The sequence below is a fragment of the Bradyrhizobium sp. STM 3561 genome (genome assembly GCF_045571455.1).
GTDB lineage: Bacteria > Pseudomonadota > Alphaproteobacteria > Rhizobiales > Xanthobacteraceae > Bradyrhizobium > Bradyrhizobium vignae.
The window spans coordinates 6,710,605-6,729,376 of the sequence record NZ_CP120695.1 but is presented as its reverse complement, the minus strand read 5'-3'; the positions used below and the strand labels follow the sequence as shown (position 1 = coordinate 6,729,376).

Genomic DNA, 18,772 nt, shown 5'->3' with positions numbered 1-18,772 from the left:
GCATAACTACGAGGGCTGGCGTTGGGGTGTGATTAAGGGGTCGATGCCAATTTGCGGCCCGACAAGGCCGCATGAACGCGATGGATTCCAGCTTCGACGATCCCGATTACGACTATGCCGCGTCCGTCGCCGGGCGGGCGATGCGGAGCATGGCCGAACAGCGGATTGCACCGACCCCCGCCAATTTTGCCGTCTGGTTCCAGTATTTCGCCGGCAGCCAAGACGATCTTCGCAACGCCGTCGATTTCCTGATCGACCACAATCGTCCCTTTGACGCCCGAACCAATCAGGGTCTGTTCGAGACCTATGTCGCGCCCCAGGTGGGTACCGTCGCGGTCGAGACCTCCGAGCGGCTGCAGGCACTCATGGGGGCCGCGAAGGAGTTTCTGGCGACTGCGATCGCCGACAATCATTCGCAGATGCAAGTCATCAGCCAGGTGGCCGACCAGGGCAGGGCCGGCGTCGATCCAAAACTGCTGGTCGCCCAGCTCATGAACGAGCTGGCGCGGGCCGCCACAAGGGCGACACGGCTGGAGGCAGGCTTCGCGGAAAAGACCCGCGAGCTCGACGTGATCCGCGATTCGCTGTCGAGGTCCGAGCAGCGCGCCCGGACCGACATGTTGACGGGCCTGGCGAACCGGCGGGCGCTCGATGAGTTCCTGCGCAAGGCGCAGGCGACTGCGGAATGGGGCGAGCCGCTCAGCGTGCTCTTGCTCGACATCGACCACTTCAAGTCCTTCAACGACAATTTCGGCCACGGCGTCGGCGACCAGGTGCTGCGCCTGATGGCCAAGGTGCTGCGCGAAAAGGTTCGCGCGCAGGATCTGCCGGCCCGCTATGGCGGCGAGGAGCTGATCGCGGTGCTGCCGGACGCCGATCTCGCCACTTGCACCGGGATCGCCGAACGCATCAGGCGCGCGATCGCCGAATGTACAATCACGCGCCGCTCGTCCGGCGAGACCCTGCCCAACATCAGCGTGTCGATCGGCGTGGCGCAGTACCGAGCGGGCGAGGCGATTACCGATCTGATCGAGCGTTGCGACCGCGCGCTCTATCTCGCCAAGGGCGGCGGCCGCAATCGCGTGGTGACCGAGATCGAGCTCGAGCGGGCCGGGGCTGCGGGTTAGGCGTTAGCCGCCAGCATCATCTCAGTCGGGCCGATCTCGATCGCCTGCACGCCGTGCTCGACGACGTTGTTGCGGCCGCGATGCTTGGCGGCGTAGAGCGCGGCGTCGGCGGCTTCGATCAGGTCGCCGGGACGCAGGGTCTCATTCGGCTTTGTCGCGGCAACGCCGATCGAGACCGTGACGATCATGTGGTTCGAGGTGATGTGCGGCAGGCAGAGTTTCAGCACGGCCGCGCGCACCTGCTCGCCGATCTCAACGGCGCGCGTCACGTCGGTGTTCGGCAGCAGCAGGCAGAATTCCTCGCCGCCATAGCGCGCCGCAAACCCCATCGTGTCGGCGGCAATGCCGGACAGCTGTTCGCCGAGCCGCGTCAGGCAGGAATCGCCTTCGAGATGGCCGTAGGTATCGTTGAACAGCTTGAAATGATCGACGTCGATCATCAGGAGCGCGAGGTCGCTGCCGTACTGCTGCGCGCGCATCCACTCGAAATCGAGTCGGCCCTGGAAGCCGCGGCGATTGGCAAGCCCCGACAGCATGTCGATCGAGGCCATCACCGTCAGGCGGTCGTTGCTCGCGATCAGCTCGCGCTCGCGCTGACTGAGCTGGGCGGCCATCGCGTTGAACGCGCGGGCGAGAGGCACGAACTCGGCCGGCAGCCGACTGCGTGCCGCACGGGCCGACAGGTCGCCCTCGCCGAGACGCTTCGCCATGTCGGCGAGCATCTCGATCGGCTTGATCACCAGTTTCTCGGCGGCGATCAGCGCGCCGAGCAGGACGAACATGAGGACGAAAGCGAGCTGCAGATACGCGGTGCGGATGTCGCGGCTGACCGCTGCGGACACTTTGTCTTCGTCGATGCTGGCGATCAGGCGGGCATTGGTTCCGGCGATGCGGATAAAGCTGACCGCACGGCGGGAGCCGTCGGCGGCGAGGAAAGACAGTGAACCCTCGTCCTGGTCGGACCGCAGCGCCTTGTCGGCGATCGCGGACATCAGCGGCATGTTGTCGAGCGGACGGCCGACTGCGCTGTGCTGATCGGCCGGAGCCGCCAGCACGGTGCCCGCGCTGTCGACCAGCACCGCGGTGATGCCGGCACGACCGCCCAGATTGCTCATGACCTTCGACATCCAGTCGAGATTGACGGTGGCGAGCACGACGGCATCAGGTACCCCGCTGAAGGCGGAGACCGGATAAACCGCCATGACCGTCGGTGACGGCACCGGCCGCGACATGATGAAGTCGCTCAGTATGAAGCCGCCGGTTTCCTGTGCCTGCTGGAAGTACGGCCGGTCACTGAGATCGAGGCCGACATACATGTTGTTGGTGGCGCATTGGATGCGCCCGTCCTGGCCGGCGATCAGAAGCGTGCGGATCCAGGGAAGGTTCGACGGCAGACTAGCGCGCAGCACGTCGCAGCTCTTGCTGATGCCGCCGGCGGAGGCACGGATGAAGGCTTCCGATTTCAGGATGGTCTCGACCGACGAGATCACCTCACGCTGCGCATCGGCGCTGTGCCTTGCCACCGTGGTGAATTCGGCCGCAGCTTGCGCGATCTGCCGCGCGCGCGTGTTTTCGAGCGAACGGATGCGCTCGAGCATCAAGGGCGCCACAAGAATCACCGCGAGCAACGCGAGCCGCGCCCGGATTCCGAGAACCTGCTTGAGTTTCGCTCGTTTGCGGTTGAGACTGACGCTTGCCATCTTCGCTACCACCCCATGGGCTAAGGTAAAGCGAAGGGTTCAAAAACTGTTTCTTGAACTCGGTAAAATTGGACTTAACTCCGGGCTACGAACAGCCAAGAGACGTCATGACAGAAGCCAATGCCGCGCCGGTAACCGGCCATTCACCAAACGCGCTTGCCGCGGTTGAAGCCGAAATTGCACGCGCCTGCACGGACGCACAGCGTGATCGTGCTGCCGTGACGCTGATTGCGGTGTCCAAGACTTTCGCGGCGGATGCAATTACCCCGGTTATCGCCGCCGGGCAGCGCGTATTCGGCGAGAATCGGGTGCAGGAGGCCAAAGGCAAGTGGCCGGCGTTAACGTCTGTTTACCCCGATATCGCGCTGCATCTGATCGGGCCGCTGCAATCCAACAAGGCGAAAGACGCGGTCGCGCTGTTCGACGCCATCCATTCGGTCGATCGCCCGAGCATTTGCCAAGCATTAGCCAAGGAAATCGAATCCCAGAACAAGCACCCGCAGCTCTTCGTCCAAATCAATACCGGCGAGGAGCCGCAGAAGGCCGGCGTCGCGCCCGGCGAGGCCGACGCGTTCCTTGCAAGCTGCCGCGACACTTATGGGCTGACGATCTCCGGACTGATGTGCATACCGCCGGTCGACGAGCCGCCAGCGGCGCATTTTGCGCTGACCGCAAAGATCGCCGCGCGCAACGGGTTGAAGAATCTCTCGATGGGCATGAGCGCGGATTTTGCGACCGCCATCATGTTGGGCGCTACCCATGTGCGCGTCGGCAGCGCGATCTTCGGGCATCGGTAGCTGCCGTCGGCGAGGGCCGATGTTGCCCTAACTCTGTCGATTTCGTCATTGCGAGCGAAGCGAAGCAAACCAGAGTCCCTCCGCGAAAAGATTCTGGATTGCTTCGTCGCAAGGGCGCCTCGCAATGACGTGTGGAGAGAGATGGGCTCGCAATGATGGCGGAGTGTGCCGCGCCTACACAAATGTCACCGCCCTGCCCCTCGCCGAGCCGGATCATCTGGTTGTCGTGACGATCCCGTGGATCCTCGTCGAGCATGCCCCTCACCCGATGATGATTTTTGTTCGCGGGCCCAAGCGCCGCAGCAATTGCAGCATCGCAGATTTGGTCATGGAGACGCAGCCCGCGGTCGGGCCGAAATTGTCGCGGGCGAGGTGCAAGAACACCGCACTGCCGCGGCCGGCGATGCGTGGTCGCGTGTTGTGGTCGATCTCGACGATGAAGTCGTAGAGATGGTCTGCCCGCTTGAGCCGGTCACCGCCCTGCCCCTCGCCGAGCCGGATGCTCCGGTTGTAGTGACGATCCCGTGGATCCTCGCACCAGGCGTCCACGCCGGTGATCATCCGCGTCGGCAAGAACGTCTGGGGCCGGCTGTGCCGGTCACCCCGCCACCACAACCGCATCGGACGGAAGCTGCCCCTGGGGGTGCCGCCGTCGCCCTCGCGCTTGTTGGCCAGAATGCCGCCCCGCCCCAGCGCCACCGGGATGGTCAGTGCTCCGGCCGTCAGCCAACCCCTGCGCGGATTGCCGGCGGCAGGCCTAACACGGATCGCGGAGAGCGGCCTGGCGCTTCGATTCCTGGCGTAACCAACTGATGCTGCTTTATTTTTCATGTGAACGTGGAATGTCGGATTCATTACAGGACATTCATCAAAACGCCCTGATATTCTGAGTTAGAGTGGTTCTGGCTTGTGAATCGGTAACAGCCCACTACTTCAACACGAACAATAATAATAACGGCGACCCTAAACTTTCCCTCGCGGCTGGGTGCGGCATGGATGCGCGCCGAGCCGGACCTAAAAGGATGACCCCCCATGGCCAATGCCCGCAAGATCCTGATCGTGGATGACGATACCGATCTGCGCGATACGTTGGTGGAGCAATTATCGCTACACGAAGAATTCGAGGCTTCCGCCGTCGATACCGGCGCTAAGGGTGCGAGCGCCGCCAAAGCCAATTCTCCCGATCTCGTCCTGATGGATGTCGGACTGCCCGACACCGACGGCCGCGAGGTTGTCCGCTCCTTGCGGAAGGGCGGCTTCAAGGCGCCGATCATCATGCTGACCGGGCATGACACCGATTCCGACACGATCTTGGGCCTGGAATCCGGCGCCAACGACTATGTGGCAAAGCCGTTCCGCTTCGCCGTTCTGCTGGCCCGCATCCGCGCCCAGCTTCGCCAGCACGAGGCCAGCGAGGACGCGGTGTTCTCGGTCGGCCCCTACTCCTTCCGCCCGGGCTCGAAGATGCTGACCGCGGCCAATGCGCGCAAGGTCCGCCTCACCGAGAAGGAAACCGCCATTCTGCGTTTCCTTTACCGCGCCGGCCAGATGCCGGTGTCGCGCGAGACCCTGCTCCAGGAGGTCTGGGGCTATAATTCCGGCGTCACCACCCATACGCTGGAAACCCACATCTACCGCCTTCGCCAGAAGATCGAGAAGGATGCGGCCAACCCGGAAATCCTGGTCACGGAAGCCGGTGGCTACAAGCTGGTGCCGTGATACGCTTCGGGGGCGCGCGAATCGTTTTAGATGGCGTGCCCTTGAGCCTCGGACCTGAATGTCAATCGACGACGACGTAGCGCTTCTCGAGCGTGTCCCGACACTGCGGCTGTTGGGAGACGCCTCGTTGCGCATGCTGGCGATCGGTTCCGAGCAGCGCGATTTCGTCCGCGGCGACGTCCTGTTCAATCTCGGCGACGCCGCCGATGCCGGCTTCGTGGTCCAGCGCGGCGCCTTCCGGGTTGAGGACGGCGCCGGCGCCGAGATGATCGCAGGTCCCGGCGCGCTGATCGGCGAGCTCGCGCTGGTGGTGCCGATGAAGCGGCCGTCGAGCGCGATCGCGCTGGAGCATTCCTCCGTCATCCGCGTCGCACGCAGCCTGTTCCAGCGTGTGCTCGAAAGCGATCCCGCCGCGGCCGTACGCCTGCGCGACGAATTCGCGGTGCGCTCCAGCCAGATCGCCAGCGATATCTTGATGGCGGGCGCGAAGCTGACGTCGTAGCTCTCTCCGCTCGTCATTCCGGGCGCACCACAGCTCGCGCTCCGCGCGCCCCGCAATGACAGGGCCTCACACCTCCAGCGTCACCGTGACAGGCACGTGATCCGACGGCCGCTCCCAGCTGCGCGCGTCGCGCAGAATCCTGAAATCCTGCACCGCGTCTTTCAGCGCGCGCGAGACCCAGATGTGATCGAGCCTGCGGCCGCGGTCACCGACGGTCCAGTCGGCGGAGCGGTAGCTCCACCACGTATAGACCTTCTCCGACATCGGAATGCGCTCGCGCGCGACGTCGACCCATTCGCCGGCGGCGAGTGCCGCCTTCAGCTTCTCGGTTTCGACGGGCGTGTGCGAGACGACTTTCAGAAGCTGCTTGTGCGACCAGACGTCGTTCTCGTGCGGGGCAACGTTGAGATCGCCGACCAGGATATGGCGATCCTCACCGCGCGGATGCAGCGGCTCGCACGCCGTCATCTCGTCGAGGAAGCGAAGCTTGTGGTCGAATTTCTCGTTCAGCGCGGGATCGGGAATGTCGCCGCCCGCGGGCACGTAGAAATTATGCAGCACCAGCGGCTTTGCGATGCCCGCGTTCTCGCCGAACGACACCGAGATGTGCCGCGAATCCACCTTATCGCAGAAGGTGCGGATGTCCTTCGATTCGAACGGAATCTTCGAGACGATGGCGACGCCGTGATAGCCCTTCTGACCGTTCAGCGCGACGTGCTCGTAGCCGAGCCGCTTGAAGCGCTTCATCGGAAAGGCGTCGTCGATGCACTTGGTCTCCTGCAGGCACAGCACCTCCGGCCGCGCGCTCTTGACAAATTTCGCGACCAGATCGATGCGCAGCCGCACCGAATTGATGTTCCAGGTTGTCAGGGAAAGACGCATGGGGACGATCTAACAAACTCCATCCGTCATGGCCGGGCTTGACCCGGCCATCCACGCCTTTTTGTAGCACCCAAAACGTGGATGCCCGGGACAAGCCCGGGCATGACGACCGTCGGAGCAACCCATCAGCTCTCAACCCGGCGACGGGCCGTAATTGGTGAAATCGATCTTGAACATGCTGGGATCGAGCTTCTTGCTCGAATCCAGATTGTAGACCGCGATCGTGGTGTCATAGCCCTGCGGATCGGTGACCGTCCACTGCTTGAGCTGGCCGTCCTTGGCACCGAACATCAGGAGCAGCCGGCTGGTGCCGACCAGCGCCTGCTTCTCCTCGATGGTGACGCTGACATAGACGTCGTCGGCCGAGACGTTGACGACGTTGGTGTCCTTCATCAGGTCGATGCGGTCGGACAAGAGAAAGCGCAGCGGCGTCTGCGACAGCGGATAGACGTCCTGGGTCGCGAGCTTGCGATCGCGCACCACCAGGGACGAACCGTCGGCGATGATGTCGATCGGGCTCGGCGCGTCATATTCGAAGCGTACCTTGCCCGGCTTCTGGATGTAGAAATCGCCCTGCGTCTTGCTGCCGTCGGGGCCGACCTGGACGAAATTCCCGACCAATGTCTGAAGCGACGACAGATAGGCGCTGACCTTGGCGGCCTGTGCCTTCTGGTTGGCATCGAAGGTCTGGAAGATGCTGCTCGGCACGTTGCGCCGCGGATCCGGAATCACCGGATTCGGCGGGGTCTGCGTCGCGCCGGTGACGGCTGGGCCACCGCCGGCCGGAGCGCCATCGCGGCCCTTCGGCGCAGGCTTCGGCACCGGCACGGTCTGCGCGAGCGTCGCACCGGTCGCCATCGCGGCGGTGACGAGAAGCACGCCGGCCACGCGCGCGCTTCGCGCTGCGATGAGGGCAGCGAATCGAATGTCCGGATGTCTGATCAACGCGTCGTCCTGTATGGCTGGGCGCCTTTTAGCGTGATTTCGGGCAAAAGCAGATATCGATTTTGCGTGAAATTAGGTTTCAGAGGCTCCTCGCCTCACATATGGCTGTCTTCTTCCTCGACCAAAATCTCGCGCTTGCCGGCGTGGTTGGCGGGACCGACGATGCCTTCCAGTTCCATGCGCTCCATCAGAGACGCGGCGCGATTATAGCCGATTTGCAGGCGGCGCTGGATGTAGCTGGTCGAAGCCTTGCGATCGCGTTTGACGATCGCAACCGCCTGCTGGAATAGATCGCCGCCGCCATCCCCGCCCATGCCGGTGGCGTCGAACACGGCGCCGTCCTCGTCCTCGGTCGGCTCTTCTGCGGTGACGGCTTCGAGATATTCCGGCTGCCCCTGCGTCTTGAGGTGACGCACCACTTTCTCGACTTCCTCGTCGGAAGCGAACGGACCGTGCACGCGGCTGATGCGGCCGCCGCCGGCCATGTAGAGCATGTCGCCCTGGCCGAGCAACTGCTCGGCGCCCATCTCGCCGAGGATGGTGCGGCTGTCGATCTTGGAGGTGACCTGGAAGGCAATGCGGGTCGGGAAGTTCGCCTTGATGGTCCCGGTGATGACGTCGACCGACGGGCGCTGCGTCGCCAGGATCACGTGCAGGCCGGCGGCGCGCGCCATCTGCGCGAGACGCTGCACCGCGCCTTCGATGTCCTTGCCGGCGACCATCATCAAGTCGGCCATTTCGTCGACGATGATGACGATGTAGGGCAGCGGATCGAGCGAGAGCTTCTCTTCCTCGTAGATCGCCTTGCCGGTCTCCTTGTCGAAGCCGGTGTGCACCGTGCGCGTCGGCTCCTCGCCCTTGGCCTTCAATTCGAGCAGGCGCGTGTTGTAGCCGTCGATGTTACGCACACCGAGCTTGGCCATGTTCTTGTAGCGCTCCTCCATCTCGCGCACGGCCCATTTCAGCGCGACCACCGCCTTTTTGGGGTCGGTCACGACGGGCGTGAGCAGATGGGGAATGCCGTCATAGACGGAGAGTTCGAGCATCTTCGGATCGACCATGATCAGCCGGCACTGATCAGGGCGCAGCCGGTAGACCAGGCTGAGGATCATGGTATTGATCGCGACCGACTTGCCCGAGCCGGTGGTGCCGGCGATCAGCATGTGCGGCGTGCGGGCGAGGTCGATGATGACGGGCTCGCCGCCGATGGTCTTGCCTAGGCAGAGCGGCAGCTTCGCGACCGTGTCGGTCGCTTCCTTCGCCACCAGCAATTCGCGCAGGTAAACCTTCTCGCGATGCGCGTTCGGCAGCTCGATGCCGATCGCGTTGCGGCCGGGCACGACGGCGACGCGGGCCGAGAGCGCGCTCATCGAGCGGGCGATGTCGTCGGCGAGGCCGATCACGCGCGAGGACTTGATGCCGGGCGCCGGCTCCAGCTCGTACAGCGTGACCACGGGGCCCGGATTGGCCTTCACGATCTCGCCGCGCACGCCGAAATCCTGCAGCACGCCTTCGAGCGAACGGGAATTGGTCTCCAGTTCGGCCTTGCTCAGCGGCTGGCGATCGCCAGCCTTCGGCGCGGCCAGCATGGAGACGGACGGAAGATCGAACTTGTCGGAGGATTTCTTGGAAGCGGCCTTCGTCGCAGCCTTCTTCTTCGGGGCGCGCGCGGCGGGCTCCTCCTCTTCCTCCTCCTCGACCTCTTCTTCCTCGTGCTCGTCTTCGTAGTCCTCGGCCTGCGGCGAGATCGAGGGTGCGGCGCGGCCGCCGCCGAGATTCGGCTCCTGGCGGCTGAACTGAGCGGCCTTGGTCTTCGGTCCGCTCGAGACCAGCGCGCGGTAGGCAGCGCCCAGTAGCCAGATCAGCCGGGCCTTCGTGCTCATCAGCGCATGGAACAGCCAGCCCAGCGACACGGAGCCGCGATCGCTCTCCTCGTCCTCGTCGAGCGGCTTGTCGTCGTTCTCGATCTCCGCAAGCTCGTCGTCGTGCTCGCGTGCGCCGAGGCCGCAGGCGATCAGGAAGCTCGCGGCCATCGCGGCGAACAGGATCGTGCCCAGCACCATGCGATAGATCGTGCCGGCCGGTCCGAAAATCACGGCGGGCGCGCGCACCAGGGCATCGCCGACCACGCCGCCGAGTCCGGTCGGCAGCGGCCATGCGCCGCCATGCGGCCAGCAGCTGACGAAGCCCGCCGCGATCACCGTGCAGAGAATCCAGGAGCCGAGCCGCAGCGCCTCGCGGTCGAACGGGCGATGTGTCATCATGCGCCAGCCCCAGACCGCAACCGTCAGCACCAGCATGATCGCGCCGAGCCCGAGGATCTGCATCGCAAGGTCGGCGCCGATGGCACCGGCATAGCCGAGAATGTTGCGGATCGGCCGCGAGGTGGCGTGGCTGAGGCTGGGATCCTGCACCGACCACGTCATCAGCGCCGCCGAGGCGACACCTGCCAGCGCGATCATGCCAAGCCCGGTAAGCTCGCGCATGCGCCGCGCCAGCCCCTCGCGGATCGAGGGCGGCAGATGAGCGACCAGTGGAATGACACGTTCGATTGCCGACATGCTCACGGGCCCCGCCTAACCCAGAGTCTCGACCAGACGGTGCAGCGCCTGCGCCGTCGTCTCGCCATCCTGCACCAGCGCGAGGCGGATGTAGCCCGCGCCGGGATTGAATCCGTCGGGCTGCTGTCGCGCCAAGAAGCTGCCGGGCACCACGCGCACGCCTGCTTCCTTGAAGAGCTTGAGTGTCACCGACACGTCGTCGCCGACTTCTGAGGTGTTGAGCCAGACGCAGAAGCCGGCATCGGGGCGGCGATAGCCGTAACGATTGCCGATGATCTGGTCGGCGAGATCGAACTTGATCCGGTAGAGCCTGCGGTTCTCCTCGACATGCGCCTCGTCGCCATAGGCGACGGTCGCGACATGCTGGAGCGGCACCGGCACCTGGGGCGCGGCGATGTTGCGCAGTTCGAGGAACATGCCGATGAATTTCTTGTCGCCGGCGGCGAAGCCGACGCGCAGGCCCGGCAGGTTGGAGCGCTTCGACAGCGACTGGAACGCAACGACGCGGGTGATACCGGGACCGGCACATTCCAGCGCGCTGCCGGGGGCCTCTCGGGTGTAGATCTCGGAATAGCACTCGTCGCTCAGGATCACGAAGCCGTAGCGATCGGCGAGCTGCTTCAGTCGCTTGAAATAGTCGGGCCTCGCGACCGAGCCCTGCGGATTGGCGGGCGAGGCCAGATAGAACGCCACCGTGCGCGCCAGCGTCGCCTCATCGATGGCGTCGAGGTCGGGCAGGAAGCCGTTCTCGATCGTTGTCGGCAGATGGACCGGCTCGCAAGCGGCTGCGAGCGCGCCGGCGCCATAGACCGGATAGAACGGGTTCGGCATCAGGATCGCAGGCTTGCCGGGGCGCGGGCCGACATAGCGCGCGGCCGCCATCGCGGCGAGGAACAGCCCCTCGCGGCTGCCATTGAGGACGAGAATCTCGCTCTCGGGGTCGAGCGGCCGCGGCAGCTTGAATCGCGACGACAGCCAGGCGCCGGCGGCGTGGCGGAACGGGTCGGTGCCCTTGTTCGCGGGGTAACGGCCGAATTCGGCGATGTGCTTGGCCAGCACTGGGCCGACGAAGTCGGGCACGGGATGCTGGGGCTCGCCGACCGCAAGCGAAATCAAGGGCTTGCCCGGCTGATGCGGGGCCAAAAGCTCATTCAACCGGACGAAAGGCGAGCGCTCGGAATCGGAGCTTCCACTGGCCTGCGGCGCACGGGATGAAGCGGTCATAGCCATTCTTGACGCCAGCACTCTTGGAACGGCCGGTCGCTACCATAGGCGCCGGCGGGAAGCGGTTCAGTTCACCATAGATAGGGCGAGGTTAAGACGCGATTAACCATCGGCCGCCGCTCCCGTCCAGAGCGGGAATAATGGGACCGGATTGCAACGGGATGCATGGCGGCTCCCACCTCTCCCGCTTGCTTGCGGGAGGGGGCGCACCGCCTTCGCGGCTCGGTCTTAGTGCCCCGGCAGCTTCTCGAAGGTCTTCATGCCTGCGGGGATGGTGTGGAACTCCTGCATGTCGCAGGTGTAGATCGCCATCTGCGGCTTGAATTTTTCCGGCTCGTCCAGTGTGCCGACCTTCACGACTGCGGCCGGCAGGCCTGGAACCTTGGTCACGAGGTGCGTGCCGCATTCGGCGCAGAACTCGCGCGTGACGGCGCGTTCGAGATCCTTGCGCCTGAACTGCTTCGGTTGGCCGGTGATGTAGGTGAAGCCTGCCGCCGGCATCGCGATGAAGGTGTTGGGTGCGCCGCCCGAGATGTATTGGCACTCGCGGCAATGGCACTGCGCCTGCATCATCGGGTCGCCCTCGGCGACATAGCGCACCTCGCCGCAATAGCATCCGCCTTCCAAACGCATGACGACCTCCCGATTGTTGTTCTTGAGGTCGATATTTCTGCGCCGGCTTCGCGGAATGGCAATCTTTTTCTTCAGCGCGCCGATCAAAAGAAAGGGGCTCCAGCTTGCGCTGGAGCCCCTCAACGGTCGGGGCATTGCCGGGTATGTGCCCGAACCGTAGTTGTGGACGCGGTCCCCTAGGAGACCGCGCCCGGGAGGAGACGGTTACATGTTGTAGGCGCGCTCGGTGTGCTCGGTGATGTCGAGGCCTTCACGCTCGCTCTCGACATTGGCGCGGAGGCCAACGATCACATCGACGACCTTGTAGAGGATCGCCGAGCCGACGCCCGACCACACGAGCGTGGTGCAGACGCCCCAGAGCTGGGAGATCATCTGCGCCGCGAAGTCGTAATCGGCAACCTTGGGCGGAATAGCGGTGTAGTCGATGATGCCCGCACCACCGAGCGCCGGGTTGACCAGAATGCCGGTGCCGAGGGCGCCGACGATGCCGCCGATGCAGTGTACGCCGAACACGTCGAGGGAGTCGTCGTAGCCGAGCGCGTTCTTCACGACGGTGCAGAAGAACAGGCAGACCACGCCGACGACGAGGCCGAGGACGATCGCACCCATCACGCCGGCGAAGCCGGCAGCGGGCGTGACGGCCACGAGACCCGCGACAGCGCCGGAGATGACGCCGAGCACTGACGGATGACCCTTCACGATCCACTCCGCGAACATCCACGACAGCGCGGCGGCTGCGGTGGCGACGAAGGAGTTGGTCATGGCGAGCGCAGCGCCGCCGTTGGCCTCCAAGTTGGAGCCGGCGTTGAAGCCGAACCAGCCGACCCAGAGCAGCGAGGCGCCGATCATCGACATGGTCAGCGAATGCGGAGCCATCAGCTCCTTGCCGTAGCCGACGCGCTTGCCGATCAGGAGAGCGCCGACGAGGCCTGCGATGCCGGCGTTGATGTGCACCACCGTGCCGCCCGCGAAGTCGATCGCGCCCTTCTTGAAGATCCAGCCGGCGTCGGCGTTGATCTCGTCGAGCTTGGCCTGCGCCGCGGTCTTCGCCGCCGCATCACCCGCCGCAGCCAGCGCCTTGGCCGCATCCTGGATCGCGTCCGGGCCGGGCCAGTACCAGACCATGTGCGCGATCGGGAAGTAGATCAGCGTGACCCAGAGCGGAATGAAGAGAGCGATGGCCGAGAACTTCATGCGCTCGGCGAAGGCGCCGACGATGAGGGCGGGCGTGATCGCCGCGAAGGTCATCTGGAAGCACATATAGATGAGCTCCGAGATGTTGGCGTCGACCGAGAAGGTCGCGGCCTTCGAGTCGGTGGTGACGCCCATCATGAAGGCCTTGGAGAAGCCGCCGATGAAGTCGGAGCCGCCGGTGAAGGCGAGGCTGTAGCCGTACACGGCCCAGATCACGGTGACGACGCAGACGGTGTAGAACACCTGCATCAGTACCGAGAGCATGTTCTTGGAACGGACGAGGCCGCCGTAGAACAGCGCGAGACCGGGGATCGTCATCAACAGCACCAGCACTGTCGATGTCAGCATCCAGGCGTTGTCTCCCTTGTTGACCGTTGGCTCGGCGTAGGCTGCGGTCGCAGCGAACAGGCCGACTGCGAGAGCCGCCAATCCCGCGCCATAGGGACGCTTGAACGTCATATTGTTTACTCCTGATTGGATAAGGTTGAGCGCGAAGTCAGAGGGCCGCGGCATCGGCCTCGCCGGTGCGGATGCGAACCGCATGGTCGAGATTGATGACGAAGATCTTGCCGTCGCCGATCTGTCCGGTTTTCGCCGCGGACGTGATGGCGTCGATGGTCTTGTCGACCTGGTCGGAGGCGACAGCGACCTCGATCTTGATCTTGGGCAGGAAGCTCACGGCATATTCGGCGCCGCGATAGATTTCCGTATGGCCCTTCTGGCGGCCATATCCCTTGACTTCCGTCACCGTGAGACCGTGAACGCCGATGGCGGTCAGGGCGTCACGGACTTCTTCAAGCTTGAATGGCTTGATAATCGCCATAACAATTTTCATGGGTCCTATCCCCGCTTGGGCCCGGTCCGGACGTGGCCGGGCGTTTCTCGACTGGTTCGCCACGAGGGAGAATTTTCACTACGCGGGCAAAGCCGGACCCCTTAGAATCAAATGCCGTGCCAGATCAGCCTCATTGCCTAACGGATTATGAAAACGGGCGTTTTCGCGGTTGACGGCTATTGCGCTGCGGTGCGCTATTACGTCGCGCTCAAAACGTGGTCACGTCTGCTCAAATCTCGGGCACGACAGGCCGTCGACACAATGTTGCTCACGTGCCGGGCAGCGGGAAGGTAATTACGTAGCGCACGTGCCTATCGCAGGGCTTCGCCCTGCTGCAAACCATCCACCTCTCAGGTTCCTGCTCACGCGATACGCGCTGCAGGCCGGACTTCCTGATCCAAGCCTGGGGCCGAAAGCCGCGATTGGGTCGATCAGGCGGCGTCGCGCGCCGCAAAAACCCGATCGATCAATCCCCATTCGACGCCTTGCTGCGCAGTCATGAAGTGGTCGCGGTCCAGCGTCCGTTCCACCTCCTCCTCGGACCGCCCGCAATGCCGCGCATAGAGCCGGATGATGCGTCGCTTGGTTTCCTGCATCTCGTTGGCATGGATCAGAATGTCGGATGCCTGGCCCTGAAAGCCGCCGAGTGGCTGATGGACGTGAAGGCTGGCGTTCGGCAGGGCCGCGCGGTGCCCGGGCTCGCCGGCCATCAGCAGGAACGAGCCCATCGAACGCGCGGTGCCCATGCACAGCGTATGAACCGGCGCCTTGATGAATTGCATCGTGTCGTACATCGCGAGGCCGCTGGTGACCACGCCGCCATAGGAATTGATGTAGAGATTGATCGGCCTGTTCGGGTTCTCCGCTTCCAGAAACAAGAGCTGCGCGCAGACGAGGCCCGACATCGCATCATTGACCTCGCCGTTGAGGAAGATGATCCGCTCGCGCAAAAGCCGCGAGTAGATGTCGAAGGATCGTTCGCCGCGGGCGGATTGTTCGACGACCATAGGGACAAGCTGAAGCATGTCGCGCATCGGCGACCTCCATGTCTGCAGGGGATGAAGTCCGTTTGGTGTTAAGCCGCCGCGCGCATCACGCAGCAATTGCTGTTGGCGGCTTGCGGCAGCTTTGCGCCGATGTCGCAGGCCTGCTGGATGATGCGAAAGCGGGTGCCGCCGTCCTCGTTCGGTTCGATCCGGAAGATGACGTGGCTTTCGCGAAACGGCGGTTCGGAATCGCGAAGCCGGTAGCGCACCTCCTCGCCCGCGATCGACGATTCCGGCTCGGCGCCCGCAAGATCGCAATCCGGCAACCAGCGCTCGCGCAATTCGGGAATGGTCACGGCGCGCCAGACCTTTGTTGGCGGTGCATCGAAATCGAATTCGAGCACGAGCGCTTCGTTCGGACGATCAGGCTTCGCGGCGTCGCTCATTGAGCCAGTCCTTATTGGTCCATGTCCTTCAGGAGATCGGCAAGTGCTTCCATACGCTTCGGCCAATAGGTGCGATAGCGCGCGAGCCATGCCCCGATGGCGACAATTCCGTCCGGGTCGACTTCGTAATTGACAAAGCGGCCCTGCCGCTGCTCGCGCACGAGACCTGCCGCGCGCAGCACCGACAGATGCTGCGACATCGCTGGCTGGCTGATCTCCAATCCATCGCGCAACGCGCTGGCATTCAGGCTTCCGCCAGCGAGTTTCTCAAAGACTTTGCGGCGTGTCGGGTCTGCCAGCGCCTTGAAGATGTCGGCTTCGGTCATGACGACACATAAGCACATGCTTATGTGTCGTGCAAGGCCGGAATGAAGGTCGGGCAGCCGATAGCTTACTGAAGCGCTTCGCCGTGCTGCGAGATATCGAGTCCCTCGAGCTCATGCTCACGGGATACGCGCAAGGGCACGAACAGGCCGACCAGCTTGAGCAGGACGAAACTGACGCCCGCCGACCAGACGAAGGTAACGGCGACCCCGTAGAACTGGATCAGGATCTGCTGGGGATGGCCCTCCAGCAGGCCGGCGGTGCCGCCGATGGCGCTGGTCGCGAATACGCCGCCGAGCAGGGTACCGGTCAGGCCGCCGATGCCGTGGACACCGAAGACGTCGAGCGAATCGTCATAGTTGAAGCGGTGCTTCAGCCAGGTACAGGCCCAGTAGCAGACCGCACCGGCGATGACGCCGATGACGATGCCGTGCCAGGGCGCGACGAAGCCGGAGGCTGGCGTGATGGTCCCGAGCCCGGCCACCGCGCCGGAGATCATGCCGAGCACGGAGGGCTTGCGCCGCGTCGACCATTCGATCGCGCCCCAGGTCAGCGCGCCCGCGCAGGCCGCAAGATGAGTGGCGGTGATCGCCATCACCGCGCGCGAGTTCGCGCCGAGCGCCGAGCCGCCGTTGAAGCCGAACCAGCCGACCCACAACAGGCCGGTGCCCATCACGGCGAGCGACAAATCGAACGGCGAGAGATTCTCGGTGCCGTAGCCGTGACGGCGCCCCATCACCTTGGCCGCGACGAGGCCGCCGGTGCCGGCCGACAGGTGCACGACGAGGCCGCCGGCGAAATCCAAAACGCCCGTGCTGGCGAGGAAGCCGCCGCCCCACACCCAATGCGCCAGCGGAATGTAAACAAAGATGAACCAGGCGACCGAGAACAACAGATACGCCGAGAATCGCATGCGGTCGGCAACCGAGCCTGCGACCAGCGCCACCGTGATGATCGCAAACGTCATCTGGTACAGCATGAAAAGCGATTCCGGGATGGTCTTCGCAGCAGGGTTGACGCTGTCCATGGTCATGCCGGCGAGAAACCAACGGTCGAGCGTGCCGATCCACGGTCCGTCGCCGACGAAGCAGAGCGAATAGCCGAACGCGACCCAGAGAATGGAAATCAGCGTCACCGCGGCGAGGCTCTGCGCCATGGTGGCGAGCACGTTCTTCTTGCGCACCATGCCGGAATAGAACAACGCGAGCCCCGGGATCGTCATCATCAGCACCAGCGCGGTAGCGACGATCATCCAGGCGGTATCGGCGGTGTTGATCTCGGAGGCCGCGCGCGCCGGCGAAGCCATCATCGACACGCATCCGATCGGCGCAGCCATGATGGCTACGCGGCGCAACAGTCCCGCCATGTCATTTCCCCCGGCATCGAAATTGATTGGCACGCAACGGCATCGACGCGTGCGATCGAAGAGGTGTGTTTAGAGCGCGTCGCTGTCGGTCTCGCCGGTGCGGATGCGTAGCGCGTGGTCGATCGGTGTCACGAAGATCTTGCCGTCGCCGATCTGCCCGGTGCGCGCGGTGGCGCTGATCACGCTCACGGCCTTGTCGGCGACATCGGAGGCGACGGCGATCTCGATCCGCAGCTTCGGCAGGAAGTTCACGACATATTCCGCGCCGCGATAGATCTCGGTGTGACCCTTCTGGCGGCCATAGCCCTTCACCTCGGTCACGGTCATGCCGTGGACGCCGATCGCCGTCAGGGCCTGGCGGACCTCATCGAGCTTGAAGGGTTTGATGATCGCGACGACGAGTTTCATGGTCAGGCCTATTCCCCGGGATGCGCCGCGCCGTATGTCCCCGGCGCCGCGTCAATCTGGCATCTTTCCGGGCAAATGGCACAAAAAAGTTGCAGGTTGAAGCGGAAAAACGTCTCGCCATGCGAACGGCCGCCTCTGTACAGGGCATCCGTTGATCCTTCACAATGCATTTTTGGCATGGATGCGGTGAACCGAAGCGTCCCGGCCGGTACATAATTATGTTCGAGGGGGACGTTTCATGGCGAGCTGGTTCTACGCATCCGAGGGCAAGCAGCAGGGGCCCTTTGCGGAAGGGCAGTTCCGCGATCTCATCGCCCAGGGCATCGTCCGTCCAGACACGCTGGTCTGGACCGAGGGCATGGCCGGCTGGCAGAAGGCCGCCGAGATTCCGGGCCTGCTCGGCGGCGCTCCTCCGATGGTTCCGGCCGGCGGTCCGCCGATGATGGGTGGCGGTGGCTATGGCGGTGCCGCCGACGGATCGTTGACGGCTGATTTCAGCGCGTTCGGTCTTCTTGGCCGCAGCATCGTGTTCGTGATCGGCATCCTGCTGGTGATCCCCGCGCCCTGGGCCACCGTCTGGTTCTACCAATACATCACCTCGCACATCCAGGTGCCGGGCCGGCCGAATTTTGGTTTCGCCGGCCAACCGATGGACATTTGGTGGGCGCTGATGCTGAACGCGCTCCTGACTTACGCCGGCGCCACCGGCATCTCGTTCGCGCCGCTCCTTGCAGCGATCGCCAATGCGTTCCTCGCCTGGGTGATCCTGCGCTGGATCGTCGCTAATCTCACCTCGAACGGCGAGCGTCTGCCGCTTTCGTTCCAGGGCAGCGCGATCGGCTATGTCGGCTGGTACCTGCTGATGATGATCTCGACCATCACCATCATCGGCTGGGCCTGGGTGATCGCGTTCTGGATGCGCTGGAATTGCCGGAACATCGAGGGCACGCGGCGCGAGGTCGTCTTCAATGGCAGTGGTTGGCAGATCCTGTGGCGATCGGTGGTGTTCACGCTGGCTTGCAGCTTGATCATCCCGATTCCGTGGATGCTGCGCTGGTACGGCTGCTGGTTCGTGTCGCAATTCGCGCTGGTCGACCGCGGGGCGGCCGCTCGCGCCTATTGA

19 protein-coding genes are annotated in these 18,772 nt (G+C 64.1%); 5 read left to right on the top strand and 14 right to left on the bottom strand.

Translation table 11 applies throughout. The features are described 5' to 3' along the window. The first annotated feature begins 80 nt into the window (after positions 1-80). Complete coding sequence (locus P6U28_RS31920) at positions 81-1,127, top strand: GGDEF domain-containing protein (RefSeq protein WP_407123129.1); 1,047 nt, start codon at positions 81-83, stop codon at positions 1,125-1,127. Here the strand turns inward: P6U28_RS31920 and P6U28_RS31915 are convergent. Beyond that, positions 1,124-2,827 (bottom strand): diguanylate cyclase domain-containing protein, encoded by a 1,704-nt coding sequence (locus P6U28_RS31915; protein ID WP_129144346.1) that lies wholly within the window; start codon positions 2,825-2,827, stop codon positions 1,124-1,126. The two genes, P6U28_RS31920 and P6U28_RS31915, sit on opposite strands and share 4 nt — an antisense overlap. A gap of 107 nt (positions 2,828-2,934) precedes the next feature. Between P6U28_RS31915 and P6U28_RS31910 the strand changes: the two genes are divergently transcribed. After that, a complete protein-coding gene (locus P6U28_RS31910) occupies positions 2,935-3,624 on the top strand; it encodes a YggS family pyridoxal phosphate-dependent enzyme (RefSeq protein WP_407123128.1) in 690 nt (229 codons plus the stop codon). Between the two features lie 261 nt (positions 3,625-3,885). On the opposite strand, the gene P6U28_RS31905 is transcribed toward P6U28_RS31910, so the two are convergent. After that, positions 3,886-4,455: a L,D-transpeptidase gene (locus P6U28_RS31905; RefSeq protein ID WP_162500053.1), complete on the bottom strand. Its 570-nt coding sequence runs from the start codon at positions 4,453-4,455 to the stop codon at positions 3,886-3,888. A gap of 201 nt (positions 4,456-4,656) precedes the next feature. Here P6U28_RS31905 and P6U28_RS31900 point away from each other — a divergent pair, with 201 nt between their 5' ends. Next, positions 4,657-5,343 carry a response regulator transcription factor gene (locus tag P6U28_RS31900; RefSeq protein WP_008142830.1) on the top strand — a complete coding sequence of 229 codons (687 nt, stop codon included), beginning with the start codon at positions 4,657-4,659 and terminating at the stop codon, positions 5,341-5,343. 58 nt (positions 5,344-5,401) lie between these two features. Further along, the gene (locus P6U28_RS31895) at positions 5,402-5,845 is read left to right on the top strand and encodes a cyclic nucleotide-binding domain-containing protein (protein WP_122400272.1); all 444 of its coding nucleotides are present in this window, start codon (positions 5,402-5,404) and stop codon (positions 5,843-5,845) included. A gap of 66 nt (positions 5,846-5,911) precedes the next feature. Here P6U28_RS31895 and xth read toward each other — a convergent pair whose 3' ends face one another. The 12 genes from xth to P6U28_RS31835 form a co-directional block, all read right to left on the bottom strand. Next, positions 5,912-6,727 (bottom strand): exodeoxyribonuclease III, encoded by an 816-nt coding sequence (gene xth / locus P6U28_RS31890; RefSeq protein ID WP_122400273.1) that lies wholly within the window; start codon positions 6,725-6,727, stop codon positions 5,912-5,914. Between the two features lie 132 nt (positions 6,728-6,859). Then, the gene (locus tag P6U28_RS31885) at positions 6,860-7,615 is read right to left on the bottom strand and encodes an outer membrane lipoprotein carrier protein LolA (protein ID WP_122406311.1); all 756 of its coding nucleotides are present in this window, start codon (positions 7,613-7,615) and stop codon (positions 6,860-6,862) included. Positions 7,616-7,767: 152 nt separating this feature from the next. Then, positions 7,768-10,239 (bottom strand): DNA translocase FtsK, encoded by a 2,472-nt coding sequence (locus P6U28_RS31880; RefSeq protein WP_407120464.1) that lies wholly within the window; start codon positions 10,237-10,239, stop codon positions 7,768-7,770. A 9-nt stretch (positions 10,240-10,248) separates the two neighbouring features. Further along, positions 10,249-11,463: an aminotransferase class I/II-fold pyridoxal phosphate-dependent enzyme gene (locus P6U28_RS31875; RefSeq protein WP_407120463.1), complete on the bottom strand. Its 1,215-nt coding sequence runs from the start codon at positions 11,461-11,463 to the stop codon at positions 10,249-10,251. Between the two features lie 222 nt (positions 11,464-11,685). After that, positions 11,686-12,090 carry a GFA family protein gene (locus tag P6U28_RS31870; RefSeq protein ID WP_122406312.1) on the bottom strand — a complete coding sequence of 135 codons (405 nt, stop codon included), beginning with the start codon at positions 12,088-12,090 and terminating at the stop codon, positions 11,686-11,688. Between the two features lie 204 nt (positions 12,091-12,294). Further along, the gene (locus P6U28_RS31865; RefSeq protein WP_122400277.1) at positions 12,295-13,743 is read right to left on the bottom strand and encodes an ammonium transporter; all 1,449 of its coding nucleotides are present in this window, start codon (positions 13,741-13,743) and stop codon (positions 12,295-12,297) included. A 37-nt stretch (positions 13,744-13,780) separates the two neighbouring features. Beyond that, complete coding sequence (locus tag P6U28_RS31860; RefSeq protein ID WP_008142813.1) at positions 13,781-14,119, bottom strand: P-II family nitrogen regulator; 339 nt, start codon at positions 14,117-14,119, stop codon at positions 13,781-13,783. A gap of 431 nt (positions 14,120-14,550) precedes the next feature. Continuing rightward, positions 14,551-15,153 (bottom strand): ATP-dependent Clp protease proteolytic subunit, encoded by a 603-nt coding sequence (locus P6U28_RS31855; RefSeq protein WP_122400278.1) that lies wholly within the window; start codon positions 15,151-15,153, stop codon positions 14,551-14,553. Between the two features lie 41 nt (positions 15,154-15,194). Continuing rightward, positions 15,195-15,551, bottom strand: a complete 357-nt coding sequence (locus tag P6U28_RS31850; RefSeq protein ID WP_129144342.1) for an SRPBCC domain-containing protein — start codon at positions 15,549-15,551, stop codon at positions 15,195-15,197. An 11-nt stretch (positions 15,552-15,562) separates the two neighbouring features. Further along, positions 15,563-15,877, bottom strand: a complete 315-nt coding sequence (locus tag P6U28_RS31845) for an ArsR/SmtB family transcription factor (RefSeq protein WP_407120462.1) — start codon at positions 15,875-15,877, stop codon at positions 15,563-15,565. A 65-nt stretch (positions 15,878-15,942) separates the two neighbouring features. Next, positions 15,943-17,241 carry an ammonium transporter gene (locus tag P6U28_RS31840; RefSeq protein ID WP_407120461.1) on the bottom strand — a complete coding sequence of 433 codons (1,299 nt, stop codon included), beginning with the start codon at positions 17,239-17,241 and terminating at the stop codon, positions 15,943-15,945. A gap of 69 nt (positions 17,242-17,310) precedes the next feature. After that, positions 17,311-17,649, bottom strand: a complete 339-nt coding sequence (locus P6U28_RS31835; protein WP_122400282.1) for a P-II family nitrogen regulator — start codon at positions 17,647-17,649, stop codon at positions 17,311-17,313. A 238-nt stretch (positions 17,650-17,887) separates the two neighbouring features. On the opposite strand from P6U28_RS31835, the gene P6U28_RS31830 reads away from it, so the two are divergent. Then, positions 17,888-18,772, top strand: coding sequence for a DUF4339 domain-containing protein (locus P6U28_RS31830; protein ID WP_122400283.1), 885 nt, complete (start codon positions 17,888-17,890; stop codon positions 18,770-18,772).

Bases quoted from the DNA above. Each gene is read 5' to 3' on its own strand.
- P6U28_RS31895 (WP_122400272.1), top strand. From the start codon at position 5,402: ATGTCAATCGACGACGACGTAGCGCTTCTCGAGCGTGTCCCGACACTG.
- P6U28_RS31830 (WP_122400283.1), top strand. From the start codon at position 17,888: ATGGCGAGCTGGTTCTACGCATCCGAGGGCAAGCAGCAGGGGCCCTTT.
- P6U28_RS31860 (WP_008142813.1), bottom strand. From the start codon at position 14,119: ATGAAAATTGTTATGGCGATTATCAAGCCATTCAAGCTTGAAGAAGTC.
- P6U28_RS31840 (WP_407120461.1), bottom strand. From the start codon at position 17,241: ATGGCGGGACTGTTGCGCCGCGTAGCCATCATGGCTGCGCCGATCGGA.
- P6U28_RS31845 (WP_407120462.1), bottom strand. From the start codon at position 15,877: ATGACCGAAGCCGACATCTTCAAGGCGCTGGCAGACCCGACACGCCGC.
- P6U28_RS31920 (WP_407123129.1), top strand. From the start codon at position 81: ATGGATTCCAGCTTCGACGATCCCGATTACGACTATGCCGCGTCCGTC.
- P6U28_RS31875 (WP_407120463.1), bottom strand. From the start codon at position 11,463: ATGGCTATGACCGCTTCATCCCGTGCGCCGCAGGCCAGTGGAAGCTCC.
- P6U28_RS31900 (WP_008142830.1), top strand. From the start codon at position 4,657: ATGGCCAATGCCCGCAAGATCCTGATCGTGGATGACGATACCGATCTG.
- P6U28_RS31910 (WP_407123128.1), top strand. From the start codon at position 2,935: ATGACAGAAGCCAATGCCGCGCCGGTAACCGGCCATTCACCAAACGCG.
- P6U28_RS31855 (WP_122400278.1), bottom strand. From the start codon at position 15,153: ATGCGCGACATGCTTCAGCTTGTCCCTATGGTCGTCGAACAATCCGCC.
- P6U28_RS31905 (WP_162500053.1), bottom strand. From the start codon at position 4,455: ATGAAAAATAAAGCAGCATCAGTTGGTTACGCCAGGAATCGAAGCGCC.
- P6U28_RS31865 (WP_122400277.1), bottom strand. From the start codon at position 13,743: ATGACGTTCAAGCGTCCCTATGGCGCGGGATTGGCGGCTCTCGCAGTC.
- P6U28_RS31835 (WP_122400282.1), bottom strand. From the start codon at position 17,649: ATGAAACTCGTCGTCGCGATCATCAAACCCTTCAAGCTCGATGAGGTC.
- P6U28_RS31850 (WP_129144342.1), bottom strand. From the start codon at position 15,551: ATGAGCGACGCCGCGAAGCCTGATCGTCCGAACGAAGCGCTCGTGCTC.
- P6U28_RS31870 (WP_122406312.1), bottom strand. From the start codon at position 12,090: ATGCGTTTGGAAGGCGGATGCTATTGCGGCGAGGTGCGCTATGTCGCC.
- P6U28_RS31915 (WP_129144346.1), bottom strand. From the start codon at position 2,827: ATGGCAAGCGTCAGTCTCAACCGCAAACGAGCGAAACTCAAGCAGGTT.
- xth (WP_122400273.1), bottom strand. From the start codon at position 6,727: ATGCGTCTTTCCCTGACAACCTGGAACATCAATTCGGTGCGGCTGCGC.